Source organism: Aeromonas sp. SrichE-2G (assembly GCF_017939565.1).
In the GTDB taxonomy this organism is placed as follows: domain Bacteria; phylum Pseudomonadota; class Gammaproteobacteria; order Enterobacterales; family Aeromonadaceae; genus Aeromonas; species Aeromonas taiwanensis.
In genome coordinates, this window is sequence record NZ_JAGKRG010000004.1 from 203,021 (window position 1) to 217,472 (window position 14,452).

General features: G+C 64.1%; 16 protein-coding genes and 1 tRNA gene. 16 read left to right on the plus strand and 1 reads right to left on the minus strand.

The window, feature by feature from the left end; all coding sequences use genetic code 11:
- The first annotated feature begins 108 nt into the window (after positions 1 to 108).
- From J9885_RS02980 to galE, 15 genes are all read left to right on the plus strand, one after another.
- Positions 109 to 996, plus strand: coding sequence for a MerR family transcriptional regulator (locus J9885_RS02980; RefSeq protein ID WP_210548047.1), 888 nt, complete (start codon positions 109 to 111; stop codon positions 994 to 996).
- The gene (gene phrB, locus J9885_RS02985; protein WP_210548048.1) at positions 993 to 2,417 is read left to right on the plus strand and encodes a deoxyribodipyrimidine photo-lyase; all 1,425 of its coding nucleotides are present in this window, start codon (positions 993 to 995) and stop codon (positions 2,415 to 2,417) included. The genes J9885_RS02980 and phrB overlap by 4 nt, the downstream gene beginning before the upstream one ends.
- Before the next feature lies 1 nt (position 2,418).
- Complete coding sequence (locus J9885_RS02990; RefSeq protein WP_134696898.1) at positions 2,419 to 2,847, plus strand: nuclear transport factor 2 family protein; 429 nt, start codon at positions 2,419 to 2,421, stop codon at positions 2,845 to 2,847.
- On the plus strand, positions 2,844 to 3,578 hold the full coding sequence (locus J9885_RS02995) for an SDR family NAD(P)-dependent oxidoreductase (protein WP_210548049.1): 735 nt from the start codon (positions 2,844 to 2,846) through the stop codon (positions 3,576 to 3,578). Before J9885_RS02990 ends, J9885_RS02995 begins: the two co-directional genes overlap by 4 nt.
- Positions 3,575 to 4,834 carry an FAD-dependent oxidoreductase gene (locus tag J9885_RS03000; protein WP_210548050.1) on the plus strand — a complete coding sequence of 420 codons (1,260 nt, stop codon included), beginning with the start codon at positions 3,575 to 3,577 and terminating at the stop codon, positions 4,832 to 4,834. Before J9885_RS02995 ends, J9885_RS03000 begins: the two co-directional genes overlap by 4 nt.
- Entirely contained in the window at positions 4,831 to 5,607 is a 777-nt protein-coding gene (locus J9885_RS03005) for a DUF1365 domain-containing protein (protein WP_210548051.1), read from the plus strand. Before J9885_RS03000 ends, J9885_RS03005 begins: the two co-directional genes overlap by 4 nt.
- Entirely contained in the window at positions 5,607 to 6,863 is a 1,257-nt protein-coding gene (locus tag J9885_RS03010) for a cyclopropane-fatty-acyl-phospholipid synthase family protein (RefSeq protein ID WP_210548052.1), read from the plus strand. The genes J9885_RS03005 and J9885_RS03010 overlap by 1 nt, the downstream gene beginning before the upstream one ends.
- A gap of 2 nt (positions 6,864 to 6,865) precedes the next feature.
- A complete protein-coding gene (locus J9885_RS03015; RefSeq protein ID WP_210548053.1) occupies positions 6,866 to 7,345 on the plus strand; it encodes a DUF2878 domain-containing protein in 480 nt (159 codons plus the stop codon).
- A complete protein-coding gene (locus tag J9885_RS03020; protein ID WP_043758546.1) occupies positions 7,342 to 7,560 on the plus strand; it encodes a TIGR02450 family Trp-rich protein in 219 nt (72 codons plus the stop codon). The genes J9885_RS03015 and J9885_RS03020 overlap by 4 nt, the downstream gene beginning before the upstream one ends.
- Complete coding sequence (locus tag J9885_RS03025; RefSeq protein ID WP_210548054.1) at positions 7,517 to 8,059, plus strand: chalcone isomerase family protein; 543 nt, start codon at positions 7,517 to 7,519, stop codon at positions 8,057 to 8,059. Before J9885_RS03020 ends, J9885_RS03025 begins: the two co-directional genes overlap by 44 nt.
- A gap of 11 nt (positions 8,060 to 8,070) precedes the next feature.
- Positions 8,071 to 8,613, plus strand: a complete 543-nt coding sequence (locus J9885_RS03030) for a DUF3833 domain-containing protein (protein WP_210548055.1) — start codon at positions 8,071 to 8,073, stop codon at positions 8,611 to 8,613.
- 130 nt (positions 8,614 to 8,743) lie between these two features.
- On the plus strand, positions 8,744 to 9,211 hold the full coding sequence (locus tag J9885_RS03035; RefSeq protein WP_210548056.1) for a Dps family protein: 468 nt from the start codon (positions 8,744 to 8,746) through the stop codon (positions 9,209 to 9,211).
- A 229-nt stretch (positions 9,212 to 9,440) separates the two neighbouring features.
- Positions 9,441 to 11,090 (plus strand): hydroxylamine reductase, encoded by a 1,650-nt coding sequence (gene hcp, locus J9885_RS03040; protein WP_210548057.1) that lies wholly within the window; start codon positions 9,441 to 9,443, stop codon positions 11,088 to 11,090.
- Positions 11,091 to 11,191: 101 nt separating this feature from the next.
- Positions 11,192 to 12,199 carry a hybrid-cluster NAD(P)-dependent oxidoreductase gene (locus J9885_RS03045; RefSeq protein WP_210548058.1) on the plus strand — a complete coding sequence of 336 codons (1,008 nt, stop codon included), beginning with the start codon at positions 11,192 to 11,194 and terminating at the stop codon, positions 12,197 to 12,199.
- Positions 12,200 to 12,282: 83 nt separating this feature from the next.
- Positions 12,283 to 13,296 (plus strand): UDP-glucose 4-epimerase GalE, encoded by a 1,014-nt coding sequence (galE, locus tag J9885_RS03050; RefSeq protein WP_134696908.1) that lies wholly within the window; start codon positions 12,283 to 12,285, stop codon positions 13,294 to 13,296.
- A gap of 99 nt (positions 13,297 to 13,395) precedes the next feature.
- Here the strand turns inward: galE and J9885_RS03055 are convergent, their stop codons facing one another.
- Complete coding sequence (locus tag J9885_RS03055) at positions 13,396 to 14,145, minus strand: DsbA family protein (RefSeq protein WP_210548059.1); 750 nt, start codon at positions 14,143 to 14,145, stop codon at positions 13,396 to 13,398.
- A 200-nt stretch (positions 14,146 to 14,345) separates the two neighbouring features.
- On the opposite strand from J9885_RS03055, the gene J9885_RS03060 reads away from it, so the two are divergent.
- Positions 14,346 to 14,433: transfer RNA gene (locus J9885_RS03060), tRNA-Ser, on the plus strand.
- Positions 14,434 to 14,452 lie beyond the last annotated feature (19 nt).

A 14,452-nucleotide genomic window follows, 5' to 3' on the forward strand; every position in this document is an offset into this window, starting at 1 on the left:
CTCGACCTTCATCCCGACACGCTCAAGCCGCGTTACGGGCTCTGAATGCCCTGTGCGGGTCCCGGCCGATGGCCGGGGCCGCTCTCCCAATCTTTGATGGACACTGTCATGTCTGATGAATCGCAAGCAGCCGCGCCTCTCCCCGATGAGGGCGTCTACCCCATTCGCGAGGTCTCCCGCCTCACCGGCGTCAATGCCGTCACCCTGCGTGCCTGGCAGCGCCGCTACGGCCTGGTGCAGCCGGCCCGCACCGAGAAAGGGCACCGCCTCTACAGCGAACAGGATATCCGCCAGATAGGGGAGATCCTGAGCTGGCTGGAGCGGGGGGTGAGCATAGGCCAGGTGAAGGGGCTCCTGAGCGAACCCCAGAGTGCGCCGGTGAGCGATCACTGGCAGCAGACCCTGGAGCAGTTCAGCCTTGCGCTGCTCGCCTTCAACCAGCGCAAGGCGGAGGCCGAACTGAACGACCTGCTGGCGAGCTACCCCTTCGAGCTGGTGCGCAGCCGGGTGCTGCAACCTCTGGTGGAGCGGCTACTGGGGCTGTGGCGCGAGCGACCGGATGGCGAACTGCTGCAGCAGGTGTGGCTGGGCTGGCTTCATACCCGCTTCGCCCGCCACCTCATCGAGCAGGAGAAGGGCGTACCGGTTACCCTGGCGAGCTGGGGGCAGGTGGGGCCGCTGGATCTGGTCTGGGCCGCTTATGAGCTCATCAGCCAGGGTTATGAGGTGCAACTGCTGGGGGCGGTGGAGCCGCGCCATGTTGCCCTGCTGGAAGGGCGCGCCACTCCCCCCTGGCTGATACTGCTGGGGGCCGGGCTCGGCAAGCAGGATCTGGCCGCCGGGTGGCCTGCCGGCACCCGCTTCTTTGGCGAGCTGGGACGCCTCTACGACGAGGAGTGGCTGCGTGCCCGGCACTGGCACGCCACCCTGGCCGAGGCCAGTGCGACCCATCGCACGGCCAAGACGAAGGGCAAGGGCGGGAGAAAACCATCATGAGGCTGGTCTGGTTTCGCAACGACTTGCGTCTGGCCGACAACCCGGCGCTGCGGCATGCCTGCGCCAGTGATGAGCCGGTCGCCGCGCTCTTTATCCTCTCCCCCACCCAGTGGCGGCAGCACAAGCTGGCCCCGGTCCGCCAGCGCTTCCTGCTGGCGCAGGTGGATGTGCTGGGCCACGAGCTGGCGGCCCTTGGCATCCCGCTGCATCTGCTGCGGGTCGAGACCTTTGCCGAGGTGCCGGCGGCGCTGGCAGATCTTTGTCGCGAACTCGAAGTGAGCGAGCTCTATGCCAACCAGGCCATCGAGATAGACGAGCTGCGCCGCGACCAGGCGGTTACCGCCGCGCTGGCGGAGCAGGGCATGACCAGCCACTGGTTCAACGGCTGCTGCGTGCTGCCGCCGGGGCGGGTGCTGACCGGGTCGGGGGAGATGTTCAAGGTCTTTACCCCCTTCAGCCGCGCCTGGCTCAAGGCCCTCGAGGAGGATGGCTTCGTCATTCACCGTGCCCCCGCACCCCGCGGCGAGCCGCTGGTGTGGCAGCCGCTGGCCGAGCGGGGCTTCGTTGATGCTGCCCTTGGCGAGCTGACGGCAGACCCCCGCTGGCCGGTGGGAGAGTCAGAGGCGATCCGCCGGTTGCACGCTTTTCTGGATCAGGCGGTGCTCGATTATGGCGAGACCCGGGATTTTCCCGCCATGGCGGGCACGTCCGTACTCTCCCCCTATCTGGCGGCCGGCATCATCAGTGCGCGCCAATGCGTGGGGGCGCTGCAGCAGCGCCTCGGTTACCGGCCCCAGTCGAAGGCCCAGCCCGGCTTTGTCTGGCTCAACGAGCTCATCTGGCGCGAGTTCTACCGCCACCTGCTGGTGCGGATCCCGAGCCTCTCCATGAATCGCCCTTTCAAACCGGAGACATCGGCCCTGCCCTGGAGCTGGGATCCGGATGCCTTCGCCGCCTGGTGCGAGGGGCGTACCGGCTACCCCATCGTCGATGCGGCCATGCGCTGCCTCAACGCCACCGGCTGGATGCACAACCGGCTGCGGATGATAGTGGCGAGCTTCCTCACCAAGGATCTTCATATCCACTGGCGACTCGGGGAGGACTATTTCATGAGTCGGCTCATCGACGGGGATCTGGCGGCCAACAACGGCGGCTGGCAGTGGGCGGCGGGGACCGGGGCCGATGCGGCGCCCTATTTCAGGGTCTTCAACCCCACCACCCAGGGGCAACGATTTGATCCACAAGGGGAGTTTATCCGTACCTGGGTAACTGAACTTGCCGAAATCCCCCCGGCTTATGTGCACCAGCCCCACGACTGGCTGCGGCTCAAGGGGCGACAGGATTATCCGGCCCCCATGGTGGACCACGCCGTTGCACGGGTGAGGGCCATCGAGATGTTTCGCGAACTGGAGAGAAACTAGCATGGATGAGCCGCTGGCCCGCTTTGTCGCCCTCTATCAGCAGCTGGACAGAGACGAGCTGCACCGCTTGCCCGAGGTCTATGCAAGCGAGGTGCTCTTTACCGATCCCGCCCACCGCATCGAGGGGCTGGCGGCGCTCACCGACTATTTTTCCGCCCTCTATCGGCGTCTGGCCTACTGTCGCTTCGTCATCACCAGCCAGTTGCAGCAGGGGCGGCAGGCCTGGCTCGGCTGGACCATGACCTTCTCCCACCCCAGGCTGCGCGGCGGCGCCCCGGTGACGGTGGAGGGGGCCACCCGCCTCGAGTTCGACGAGGAAGGCAAGGTGTGCCTGCACCGGGACTATTTCGATCTCGGCGCCATGCTCTACGAACAGTTGCCGCTGCTGGGCCCCGTGGTGCGCACCCTCAAGGGGAGGCTGGGGGCATGAGCGGCCGGGTGCTGATCACCGGTGCCACTTCCGGTATCGGCCGCCAGCTGGCGCTGGATTATCGGCGTGCGGGCTGGGAAGTGTGGGGCTGCGGTCGGGACGAGGAGCGCCTGCAGGCACTGGCCGACGAGGGGGTCACGCCCCTGGGGTTCGACGCCCGCGACAGCGCGGCCATGACGGGGATCGCCGCCAGCCTGCCCCCCCTTGACCTGCTGATCCTCAATGCGGGCAACTGCGAATACATGGACCCGGCAGAGGGCTTTGACGGCGCCCTGTTTGCCCGGGTCATCGAAATCAACCTCATCGCCACCGGCAACGCCCTGGCCGCCTTTTTGCCGCGCTTGGGGCAGGGGGCACGGCTGGCCATCGTCAGCTCCTCGGTAAGCTGGCTGCCCCTGCCAAGGGCGGAAGCCTATGGTGCCTCCAAGGCCGCCCTCGACTATCTGGCGGATACGTTGCGCCTGGATCTGGCCAGCAAGGGCATAGGGGTGACCCTGATCCGCCCGGGCTTCGTGCAGACGCCGCTCACCGACAAGAATGATTTTCCCATGCCCTGTCTGGTGACGGTGGAAGAGGCTTCCCGCGCCATCATGGCGGGGCTGGCAGCGGGCCGCCACCAGATCCACTTTCCCCGCCGCTTCATCTGGCTGCTGCGCCTGCTCGGCGCCCTGCCAACGGGGCTCTGGCTGCGCCTTGGCCGCACACTCGTTTCGAAAGGACGCCCTTCATGAAGAAAAAGATCGCCATCGTCGGCTCCGGTATTTCCGGTCTCACCGCCGGTTTTCTGCTCCACAAGCTGCACGATGTCACCCTGTTCGAGGCAGCAGCGACCCTGGGAGGCCACACCGCCACCGTCGAGGTGGAGCAGGGGGGGAGAGGTTACGCCATCGACACCGGCTTCATCGTCTTCAACGACCGCACCTACCCCAACTTCCTCAAATTGCTGACACGGATCGGGGTGGGGCGCCAACCCGCCGAGATGAGTTTTTCGGTCAAGAGCCCCGAGGGACTGGAGTACAACGGCCACAACCTGGACACCCTGTTCGCCCAGCGCAGCAACCTGCTGAGTCTGCGTTTCTATCGCTTCGTCGCCGAGATCCTGCGCTTCAACCGGGAGGCGCGGGCCTGGCTGGCCGATGGGCCGCAGCAGGGGGCTGGCCTCGCGCTGACCCTGGGGGACTTTCTGCAGGCGGGGGCGTTTAGCGACTACTTCGCCCGTCACTACATCCTGCCCATGGGGGCGGCCATCTGGTCATCCACCCTGGCTGACATGCGCGCCTTCCCCTTGAGTTTCTTCCTGCGCTTTTTCGCCAACCACGGCTTGCTCGAGGTGGCGAACCGGCCCCAGTGGTATGTGATCCCCGGCGGTTCGCGGGAATACATAGGCCCGCTCACGGCCGGTTGGCAGTCGCGCATCCGCCTCGCCTGTCCGGTGCAGGGGATCCGGCGCCAGACGGACGGGGTGCTGCTCCAGAGCAGCCATGGGGAGGAGCGGTTTGACGAGGTGATCCTCGCCTGCCACAGCGATCAGGCGCTGACCCTGCTGACGGATGCGAGCGACGGTGAGAGGGCCATTCTCGGCGCCATGCCCTATCAGGCCAACGATGTCTGGCTGCACACCGATGCCTCCTGCCTGCCCGTGCGCCGCAAGGCGTGGGCGAGCTGGAATTACCGGCTCGGCGAGGATGACGGGGCGCGGCCCCTGGTGAGCTACAACATGAACATCCTGCAGGGGGTGAGTTCGCCAGAACCCTTTTGCGTCAGCCTCAATCCCCGTGGGTGGGTGGACGAGCGCAAGGTGCTGCGCCGTTTCGTCTATCATCATCCGGTATTCAATCAGGCCTCCATCACCGCCCAGCAGCAACGGGGGGAGATCTGCGGCCGACAGCACACCCACTTCTGCGGTGCTTACTGGTACAACGGGTTTCATGAGGACGGGGTGCGCAGCGCCCTGGACGTGGCCAGACGCTTCGGGGCCGAGCTATGAGCGGCGCCGCAGTCTTGACGCAAGGGGACGAGGAAATGGGGGAGGGGGTCAGCGCCATCTGGCAGGGCTCGGTGCGCCATCGCCGCTTCGCCCCCAGGGCTCACGCTTTTTCATACAGCCTCTTCATGCTGGGGCTGGATCTGGACGAACTGCCCGGGCTCGAGCAGGGGCGCTGGTTTGCCGTGGAACGGACGGGGCTGCTTTCGTTTCGCCGCGAGGACTACCTGAGAGGCAGCGAGGGGCCCCTCAAGCAGGCGGTCTGGGACAAGGTGGCCGAACTGGGTGGCGAGGCCGAGCCCGGGGGGCGGGTGCTGCTGCTTGGCAACGTGCGCTGCCTCGGGTTTTATTTCAGCCCGGTCAACTTCTACTTCTGCGATCGGGCGGGAGAGACCCGCTACCTGCTGGCGGAGGTGTCCAATACCCCCTGGAACCAGCGTCACTACTACCTGCTGGATCTGGCGGCGCTCGTCCCCCACGACAAGGATTTTCACGTCTCCCCCTTCATGGGGCTGGCCATGCGCTACCACTGGCGCATCCGGCCGCCGAAGGAGGAGGCATTGATCCATATCGAGAGTCACCCCGTATCCGGTGAGGCGAAGCTGTTTGACGCCACTCTGGCCCTGCGTCGGGCACCGCTGTCGCGCCAGGGGCTGGCGGCGCTGCTGGCCCGATGGCCCTGGATGACCCTGAGGGTGCTGCTCGGGATCTACTGGCAGGCCCTGCGCCTTTTCATCAAACGAACGCCCATCTTCACCCACCCGGAGAGCCGCTAATGGAACTTGCTCAATCAACCCTCTCTGCCTCTTTCATCGACAAGGTGGCCAGGCAATTGCTGCTCAGGCTGCTTGGGCGCCTCGAACATGGCCAATTGCTGCTGCGCGATGGCGGCGAGCGTCAGAGCTTCGGCGCAGTAGGCAGCGATCTGCACGCCGAGGTGGTGGTGCAGGATCCCGCGTTTTATCGTCGCCTGCTGCTGGGAGGCAGTATCGCAGCCGGGGAAACCTGGGTAGAGGGGCTCTGGACCAGCCCGGATCCGGTGGCGCTGGTGCGGCTGCTGGCCCGCAACCTGGCGCTGCTCGACAACCTGGAGCGGCGCCTCGGCTGGCTCAGCTTCCCCTTCAACAAGGTGCGTCACTGGCTTAACCGCAATACCCTGACCGGGTCGAGATCCAACATCGCCGCCCACTACGATCTCGGCAACGCCCTCTATCAGGGCTTTCTCGACAGCCACATGCAGTATTCGAGCGCCATCTATCCCCACCTGGATGCCACTCTGGAGGAGGGGCAGCTGGCCAAGCTGCGCACCATCTGCGAGCGGCTCGAACTGGGGCCGGACGATCACCTGCTGGAGATAGGTACCGGCTGGGGCGGGCTTGCCGTCTATGCCGCCCGTCACCATGGTTGCCGGGTCACCACCACCACCATCTCCCGGGCCCAGCACGACTATGCCAAGGCGTGGATCGAGCGTGAGGGGCTGGGGGATCGCATCACCCTGCTGCTGGAAGACTACCGCAAGCTGGAAGGCACCTATGACAAGCTGGTCTCCATCGAGATGATCGAGGCGGTGGGGCACGCCTTTCTGCCCGACTACTTCCGCCAGCTGTCGCGCCTGCTCAAGCCCGGTGGCCGCCTGCTGATCCAGGCCATCACCATCGCCGATCAGCGTCACGCCCAGTATCTGCGCGGGGTGGACTTCATCCAGCGCTACATCTTCCCGGGGGGGTGCCTGCCCTGCGTCTCCCAGATGGCGGGGTTGCTGGCGCGGGAGACCGACATGCAGCTGGTGCGGCTGCACGATCACGGCCATCACTATGCCCGCACCCTGGCCCACTGGTGCGAGCGCTTCCTGGCGCTGGCCCCCGAGCTGCCGAGGCTCGGCTACAGCCAGGACTTCATCCGGCTGTGGCACTTCTACTTCGCCTATTGCGAAGGGGGCTTCTGGGAGCGGGCCATCAGCTTGGTACAACTGGAGGCGGCCAAGCCGGGGCCCCATGGCTGGACCGGAGACCTGCCAGTAAGCGGTCGCTGACCATGTGGCAGTGGGCCCACCTGCTGGGGTTCAACCTTTACTGGTTGCTGGCGGTGAAATGGCAGCAACCGGGCCTGCTGCTGGGGATGTTGCTGCTCCATTTTCTCTTCTCCCCCCGCCGCCAGCAGGACTGGCGGCTCATTCCCGTTGCCCTGGCTGGCTGTCTGCTCGACATCCTGCTTTGGGGGCTCGGCCTGTTTCACTTCCCGTCCGGTTTCCCGCTCTGGCTGGTGCTGCTCTGGTGCGGTTTCGCCCTGACCCTCTCCCACGGCCTGCGCTGGCTTCGCCCCCTGCCGCGCTGGCAGCAGGGGCTGTTCGGCATGGTGGGGGGCGCCTCTTCCTATATGGCGGGGGCCGCCATGGGGGCAGTAAACTTACCCTGGGGCATCTGGATCAGCACTGCACTGCTGGCAGTGATCTGGATGTGGTGGTTACCCGTACTCCTGTGGGTAACGGTCAAGCTGGAGGGTGAGACGAGATGAACACCTTTTCGACCGACGCCTTGTTGTTTTCCAAGTGGACCAGGGATGGCCAGTGCGAGCTGGCCGAGCGTTTCTATCTGGTGGTGGCCTGTCAGCGCGATGCCCGTGGGCAGCTGGCGAGCGTGGTGATGCAGGATATCAACACCCTGCAAGAACAGGAGATGGACTGGCATGAACTGGAGGATCCCGCCCGTTGGCACATGGGGTGGAACTAGCCTGCTGCTGGCAGTGTTGACTCTGCCCCTGTTGGCAACCGCCCAGGGCTCTGCCCCCCCCTGGCAGGGACTGCGCACCGTGGGGCAGGGGGAGATGCGCTGGCTCTGGTTCAAGCTCTATGACGCCACCCTCTACAGCGAGAGCGGCCGTTATCAGCCGGGGCGCTATCCCCAGGCTCTCAGCCTCACCTATGCAAGGGCCATCGAGCGCCAGGATCTGCTGGAAGCCACCGCCGCCGAGTGGCAGCGGCTCGGCCTTGGTAGCGAGAGTGAGCGCCAACGCTGGCTGGCAAGACTGGCCACTCTCTGGCCGGATGTGGTCCCCGGTGACAGGCTGGTTTTCTATGTGGACGCGCAAGGGAGAGGTCATTTCTGGTTGCGTGAACGGCTGCTCGGTACCCTCGATGATCCCGCTTTCGCCCCCGCGTTTCTTGCCATCTGGCTGACCGATGACAGCCGGGATCCCGCCCTGACACGCCGCCTGCGCGGCCAATCCTGATGGAGTTCTCCATGTCGTTGAAGCGTACCTGTCGTCTGTTGATGCTGTTGCCGCTGCTCTGGCTCTCCGGTTGTGGCGCCAGTCTCGAGGATTATCGCGGGCAGCAGCCGGGCTGGGATCTCGCCCGTTTCTTTGATGGCAAGCTGGTGGCCCACGGCCTGGTGACGGACCGCAGCGGCGAAGTGACCAGTCGCTTTCGGGTCGAGATGCAGGGGCGCTGGCGAGAGGGCAAGGGGGAGCTGTTCGAGCAGTTCTACTTCGATGATGGCCGTCGGCAGACCCGCACCTGGTTTTTGAGCAAGGGGGCGGACGGTCATTGGCGTGGCACCGCCGCCGACGTGGTGGGAGAGGCCGTGGGCAAGAGCGCCGGTTTTGCTCTCAACTGGCGCTATCAACTCGATCTGGCGTTGCTGGATGGCGAGGTGGTGCGGGTGAGCTTCGATGACTGGATGTACCTGCTGGATGAAGATCGCTTGGTCAACCGTGCCGCGATCAGCAAGTTCGGCATTCACCTCGGCGAGGTGATCCTCTATATCGAGCGGCTTGAGCGATGACGGGGTGACTTTCTCTTGTTGTCGATAGCCAGTCACTATTGATCAGCAAGGGAGGGACGATTGTCCTTTGAGTCTATGCGGGGATATGCTGACCTCATTCCCGATAATGCTTACCACCTGGAGGTGAATCATGAAGAGCCCCATTGGTCTTGATACCGTTCAATCACAGGCCCTGGCCGCCGAGCTGAACAAGCTGCTGGCAAGCTACCAGATCCTCTACATGAACGTCCGTGGTTTTCACTGGAACATCCGTGGCCACCAGTTCTTCGAGCTGCACCTGAAGTTCGAGGAGATCTACAACGATCTGTTGCTCAAAGTCGATGCTTTAGCGGAGCGTATCCTCACCCTTGACGGGGTGCCGTTGCACAGCTTCAGCGACTACCTGAACGTCTCTGCCATCCCCGAGCAGAAAGGGCTGCACGATGGCCGTGCCTGTATCGAATCCCTGCTGGAAAGCTTCCGCGAATTGCTGGTGGCCCAGCGCCGCATCCTGGGTCAGGCCGCCGAAGCCGGTGACGAGGGGACGGCGTCCATCCTCTCCGACTATGTACAGCAGCAGGAGAAACTGGTCTGGATGCTGCGAGCCTACCTGGCCTGATGCTTTGAAAGAGGGGGCGGCACCTTGATCCGGCCCGTTTCTCCACTACCCGATCCCTGAGTTGTCTCTCCATTTATCCACCCGCTTGCCGCCCTTTGGGCGGCTTTTTTGTTTTTGATCTGCATCAATGAAATATTAATTGGTAAATTGAATGCCTATTAAGTTTCGGGCCGGAGGAATAGAATCGCCACAAAACAAACAACTGAAATGTCCAATTAGGAGAGGCATGATGTTTTGTGTGCAATGTGAACAGACGATTCGTACCCCCGCAGGCAACGGCTGCGCCTATGCACAGGGCATGTGCGGCAAGACGGCCGAAACCTCGGATCTGCAGGATGTGCTGATCTATACCTTGCAGGGCCTCAGCGCCTGGGCGCTGGCCGCCCGCGAGCACGGCATCATCGACAGCGAGATCGACGCCTTCGTGCCCAAGGCCTTCTTCGCCACCCTCACCAACGTCAACTTCGACTCCGCCCGCATCGTTGGCTACGTCAACCAGGCCCTGGCCTATCGCCAGCAGCTGGCTGCCAGGCTGGCACCGCTGGCCGTGAATGTTGACGAGCTGCCCGCCGCGGCTCGCTTCGAGCCGGGTAGCGAGCTGCTGGAACAGCTGGCCCAGGCGCCCCAGACCGCGGTCAACCGCGGCAAGAACGAGGTCAACGAGGATATCATGGGGCTGCGCCTGCTCTGCCTCTATGGCCTGAAGGGCGCCGCCGCCTACATGGAGCACGCCCGGGTGCTGGATCAGCAGGATGCCGGGGTCGCCGCCGAATTCCACCGCATCATGAGCTGGCTTGGCTCTGACCCCTGCGATCTGGATCCTCTGTTCAAGTGCGCCATGGACATCGGCCTGCTCAACTTCAAAATCATGGAGATGCTGGATCTCGGTGAAACTACCGCCTTCGGCCATCCGGAACCGACCCAGGTTCGCGTCACCCCGGTGCCGGGCAAGTGCATCCTGGTCTCCGGCCACGACATGGTGGATCTCAAGCTCATCCTGGAGCAGACCGCTGGCACCGGCATCAATGTCTACACCCACGGCGAGATGCTGCCGGCCCTGGCCTACCCCTTCTTCAAGCAGTACCCGCATCTGGTGGGCAACTACGGCTCTGCCTGGCAGAACCAGCAAAAAGAGTTCGCGAACTTCCCGGGCGCCGTGGTGATGACCTCCAACTGCATCATCGACCCGAACGTGGGCAACTACAGTGATCGCATCTTCACCCGCTCCATCGTCGGCTGGCCCGGCGTGACTCATCTGGAAGGGGAAGATTTCTCCGCCGTTATCGCCAAGGCCCAGGCGCTGGACGGCTTCAAGCACGTTGAGCTCGAGCACTTCATCACCATCGGCTTTGCCCGCAACGCCCTGATGCAGGCGGCCCCGGCGGTGATCGACAAGGTCAAGGCCGGGGAAATCAGCCACTTCTTCCTGGTGGGCGGTTGCGATGGCGATCGCGCCGAGCGCGCCTACTACACCGAGTTTGCCAAGGCGGTGCCGCAAGACAGCCTGCTGCTCACCCTGGGCTGCGGCAAGTACAAGTTCAACAAGCTCGATTTTGGCGACATCGGCGGCATTCCCCGTCTGCTGGACGTGGGTCAGTGCAACGATGCCTACTCCGCCATCCAGCTGGCGCTGGCGCTCAGCGAGGCGTTCGAGTGCGGCGTCAACGATCTGCCCCTGACCCTGGTGCTCTCCTGGTTCGAGCAGAAAGCCATCGTCATCCTGCTCACCCTGCTGGCGCTCGGCGTGAAGGACATCCGTACCGGCCCGACCGCCCCGGCCTTCCTCACCCCGGCCCTGCTCAAGGTGCTGGAGGAGCAGTTCGGTCTCAAGGGCACCACGACGGCAGAGGCGGATCTCGCCGAGATCCTGGCGGCCTGACTCGAGACACAGCCTGACACGCTCAGCATGTTGTAAGCCTTTGGCGAGCCTGATGGCTCGCCTTTTTTCGACGCCATTCTTTCAACAAGAGGAGCCTTGCGATGACTTCCACCTCTTTCACCCTGCGCTGCGTTGGCCGCCTGGCGGATACTCACGACGTGGCGAGCTGGCGGTTTGTTCCGCTGGAAGGCACCCTGCCCCCCGTGCTGGCCGGCCAGTGTGTCACCCTGCACACCGAGATTGATGGTCAGCCCCACTGCCGCGCCTACACCCTCTCCTCCAGCCCGCAGGACCCCTTCTGGCAGGTCACCATCAAGGACGTGGGGCTGGTCTCCCACCACCTGCACCAGAGCCTGCAAGTGGGGGACGAGATCCGGGTGGACGGCCCCTTCGGCGATTTCAACCTGACCGCGCTGCCCTGCGAGCGGCCGCTGCTGCTGAGTGCCGGCTCCGGCATCACCCCCATGTGGGCCATGCTGCGGGACGAGCTCGCCAGGCGGCCCGAGGCGGATATCCGCTTTATCCACAGCGCCAGATCCCCCGAGGACGTGATCTTCGCAAATGGACTCGCTGCGCTGGCCGAGGCCCATGCCGGTGTGCGCCATGCCCTGATACTGGAAGAAGCCCCTTCAGAGCACCCCTGGGTAGGCCGGCTCACGCCGGAGATGCTCAAGGAATTGGCGCCGGATCTCTTGAGCCGCCATGTCTATCTGTGCGGCCCGGCCCCTTACATGGAAGCGGTCAGCACCATGCTGGCAGCGCTCGGGCTGCCGACTGAGCAGCTCCACCAGGAGTCCTTCGGTCTGCCCGCTGGTGCATCGAGCGCGGCGCCAGTGGACACCGGCAGCGACCACTTCTGGCTGACCCTGAAAAAGAGCGGCAAGAAGGTGAAGATACTGCCGGGCCAGACCCTGCTGGCGGCACTGGAGGGGGCGGGGGAGACCATGATGGCGGCCTGCCGCGCCGGGGTATGCGGCGCCTGTCGCTGCACCACCACGGGGGAGATCGAGCGCCAGAGTGTGATGACCTTGAGCGCGCAGGATCTGGAGAGCGGGGTGGCACTGGCCTGCTCCTGCACCGCCAGGGGGGATATCGGCCTCGACTATTGAGGGAGTCATGGGTATCTCCTGCTTTTCCCGCCGGAGCCGGGCGAGTAAACTCGCTCCAGTTGCAACAGAAAACGGGATAGACAATGACAATTCTGGTCACCGGGGGCGCCGGTTATATCGGCTCCCACACCCTGGTTGAGCTATTGAACGCCGGACAGCAGGTCGTGGTCTTGGACAACCTCTCCAACTCCTCGCCGGAGTCCCTCAAGCGGGTCGAGCGGATCACCGGCAAGGCGGTCACCTTCGTGGAGGGAGACATTCTGGACCGGACCTGCCTGCAGCGCCTGTTTGCCGAGCACAAGGTCGAGTCGGTCATTCACTTCGCCGGCCTGAAGGCGGTGGGGGAGTCCGGCCAGATCCCGCTCACCTACTACCAGAACAACGTGACCGGCACCCTGGTGCTGTGCGAGGAGATGGCCAGGGCGGGTGTCTTCCGCCTGGTGTTCAGCTCCTCCGCCACCGTCTATGGGGATCCGGCCTCTGTGCCCCTGCGAGAAGACTTCCCCACCAGTGCCACCAACCCTTATGGCCGCTCCAAGCTGATGGTCGAAGAGATCCTGCGGGATCTCTCCAAATCCGATCCCCGCTGGGCCATCGTGCTGCTGCGCTACTTCAACCCGGTCGGTGCCCACGAGAGCGGCCTCATCGGGGAAGATCCCAACGGCATCCCCAACAACCTGCTGCCCTATATCAGTCAGGTCGGTGTCGGCAAGCTCAAGGAGCTGGGGGTCTTTGGCAATGACTACCCGACGCCGGACGGCACCGGGGTGCGCGACTACATCCACGTCGTGGATCTCGCCATCGGTCACCTCAAGGCGCTGGCCCGTATCAAGAGCGATACCGGCGTCTTCACCTACAACCTCGGCACCGGTCAGGGTTATTCGGTGCTGGAGATGGTCAAGGCGTTTGAGGCAGCGAGTGGCCGTGCCATTCCCTACCAGATCAAGCCCCGTCGCCCGGGGGACATTGCCGAGTGCTGGGCCGAACCCACCCTGGCCCGTGACGAGCTGGGCTGGCAGGCCGAGCGGGGCCTAGAACAGATGATGGTGGACACCTGGCGTTGGCAAAGTCAGAACCCCAACGGCTACCAGGTCTGAATCCCCGTCCCTCGCTCCCTCCTTGATGGGGGACCCCAGGGCACCACGGAAACAAAACGCCCCGGCCATGCCGGGGCGTTTTCTATGGAGAGCGCGGGCTTACTGGATGCGCTTGCCGGCCCGCACGTCCTTGACGATCTCCTTGAGACTCGCCAGATCTCGCGGTGCGCCGCGCAGGATCTGATCGCCGATGATGAATGCCGGGGTGCCCGAGATGGCCAGGGCTTCGGCCAGCGCCCGGTTGGTACCGAGGTTCTGATCGATGCTGCCATCCTTGAACTTGGCCTCGACCTTGCTCCAGTCGATGCCGGCCGCCTGTGCCACTTGTTTCACCTGGGCCTCATCGGCCAGCGGTCCCTGATGGGCATACAGCTTGTCGTGGAAGGCCTGATACTTGTCCGGTTGGCCCAGCTGCACCGCCAGGGCGACACGAGCGGCATAGTAGGAGGTCTCGCTCAGGATGGGGAACTGTTTGTAGACGTAGCGAATGTCCTTGTCTTCGGCGAGCAGCTGCTGGACGAGGGGGTGGGCGCGCTTGCAGTAGCCGCAGTTGTAGTCGAAGAACTCGACCACGGTCAGGCTGCCCTTGGGGTTGCCGCTCTCGGGATCCTTGTTGGTGAAGAGCTGCTTGGCGTGGGCCTCGATCAGCGTCTTGTCATTCTCGGCCTGCTGGCTCTCCTGCTTGGCGCGCAGGGCATTGGACATCTCGACCAGGATTTCCGGATTCTTGACCAGATAGTCGCGCACGATCTGCTCGACATCGCTCTTGGTCAGCTCACTCGCCTGCACCGGGGCGGCAAGCAGGGTCGCGCCGCTCAGGGCGGCGAACAGGGCACGTTTGATTCTCATAAGTCCATCTTGTCTGGGGGGAATTGTAGTGGTGACTATAGTGGGTGACTCTGTTTTCAAGTCAAGCCATCCGTCTGAAAAACCCCCTTCTGGCGTGAGTTGGCCGGTTTTGTGCGCCATTTAGCCCAATAAATGGGCAAACAAACAGGGTGGGGATTTACAAGGGCGGGGGGCATGGGTAATATGCGTCGCACTGCTGCGGAGGGGTGGCAGAGCGGCTGAATGCACCGGTCTTGAAAACCGGCGATGGGCGACCATCCGTGGGTTCAAATCCCACCCCCTCCGCCACACATCAGAGCCCACCTCA

What these genes read in the sequence shown, in the direction of transcription:
- J9885_RS03000 (WP_210548050.1), top strand. Translation starts at nt 3,575, where the DNA reads ATGAAGAAAAAGATCGCCATCGTCGGCTCCGGTATTTCCGGTCTCACC.
- J9885_RS03020 (WP_043758546.1), top strand. Translation starts at nt 7,342, where the DNA reads ATGAACACCTTTTCGACCGACGCCTTGTTGTTTTCCAAGTGGACCAGG.
- J9885_RS03015 (WP_210548053.1), top strand. Translation starts at nt 6,866, where the DNA reads ATGTGGCAGTGGGCCCACCTGCTGGGGTTCAACCTTTACTGGTTGCTG.
- J9885_RS03055 (WP_210548059.1), bottom strand. Translation starts at nt 14,145, where the DNA reads ATGAGAATCAAACGTGCCCTGTTCGCCGCCCTGAGCGGCGCGACCCTG.
- J9885_RS02990 (WP_134696898.1), top strand. Translation starts at nt 2,419, where the DNA reads ATGGATGAGCCGCTGGCCCGCTTTGTCGCCCTCTATCAGCAGCTGGAC.
- galE (WP_134696908.1), top strand. Translation starts at nt 12,283, where the DNA reads ATGACAATTCTGGTCACCGGGGGCGCCGGTTATATCGGCTCCCACACC.
- phrB (WP_210548048.1), top strand. Translation starts at nt 993, where the DNA reads ATGAGGCTGGTCTGGTTTCGCAACGACTTGCGTCTGGCCGACAACCCG.
- J9885_RS03025 (WP_210548054.1), top strand. Translation starts at nt 7,517, where the DNA reads ATGAACTGGAGGATCCCGCCCGTTGGCACATGGGGTGGAACTAGCCTG.
- hcp (WP_210548057.1), top strand. Translation starts at nt 9,441, where the DNA reads ATGTTTTGTGTGCAATGTGAACAGACGATTCGTACCCCCGCAGGCAAC.
- J9885_RS03010 (WP_210548052.1), top strand. Translation starts at nt 5,607, where the DNA reads ATGGAACTTGCTCAATCAACCCTCTCTGCCTCTTTCATCGACAAGGTG.
- J9885_RS03035 (WP_210548056.1), top strand. Translation starts at nt 8,744, where the DNA reads ATGAAGAGCCCCATTGGTCTTGATACCGTTCAATCACAGGCCCTGGCC.
- J9885_RS02995 (WP_210548049.1), top strand. Translation starts at nt 2,844, where the DNA reads ATGAGCGGCCGGGTGCTGATCACCGGTGCCACTTCCGGTATCGGCCGC.
- J9885_RS02980 (WP_210548047.1), top strand. Translation starts at nt 109, where the DNA reads ATGTCTGATGAATCGCAAGCAGCCGCGCCTCTCCCCGATGAGGGCGTC.
- J9885_RS03005 (WP_210548051.1), top strand. Translation starts at nt 4,831, where the DNA reads ATGAGCGGCGCCGCAGTCTTGACGCAAGGGGACGAGGAAATGGGGGAG.
- J9885_RS03030 (WP_210548055.1), top strand. Translation starts at nt 8,071, where the DNA reads ATGTCGTTGAAGCGTACCTGTCGTCTGTTGATGCTGTTGCCGCTGCTC.
- J9885_RS03045 (WP_210548058.1), top strand. Translation starts at nt 11,192, where the DNA reads ATGACTTCCACCTCTTTCACCCTGCGCTGCGTTGGCCGCCTGGCGGAT.